This is a genomic window from Pseudomonas sp. BJa5, from assembly GCF_030272875.2.
In the GTDB taxonomy this organism is placed as follows: domain Bacteria; phylum Pseudomonadota; class Gammaproteobacteria; order Pseudomonadales; family Pseudomonadaceae; genus Aquipseudomonas.
The window spans coordinates 1-279 of sequence record NZ_JALRNG020000138.1 but is presented as its reverse complement, the minus strand read 5'-3'; the positions used below and the strand labels follow the sequence as shown (position 1 = coordinate 279).

Here is a 279-nt window from a genome sequence, read left to right as displayed (position 1 = left end):
TTCAAGGCCTGGAAGGCTGAAAAAGCCACCAAGGCCCAGTAAGCTTTCAGCCACCCGCCCGACCTGCCTACCGGCAGGCCGGGCTTTTGCAGTTGAAGGAGCCTCCCTTGCGTTCATTGTTCTGGCGCATCCTGGCCAGTTTCTGGCTGGCCATTGCCCTGGTCGCCGGCCTGTCGATCCTGCTCGCGCACATTCTCAACCAGGACGCCTGGATACTCAGCCGCCATCCGGGCCTCAACACCCTGGCGCAGAAGTGGACCCAGCGGTACGAACAGGAAG

General features: G+C 62.0%; 1 pseudogene. It reads left to right on the top strand.

The window, feature by feature from the left end:
- Nucleotides 1–107 precede the first annotated feature (107 nt).
- Nucleotides 108–279 (top strand): annotated as a pseudogene (locus M2D63_RS25740) (two-component sensor histidine kinase); the annotation flags it as partial.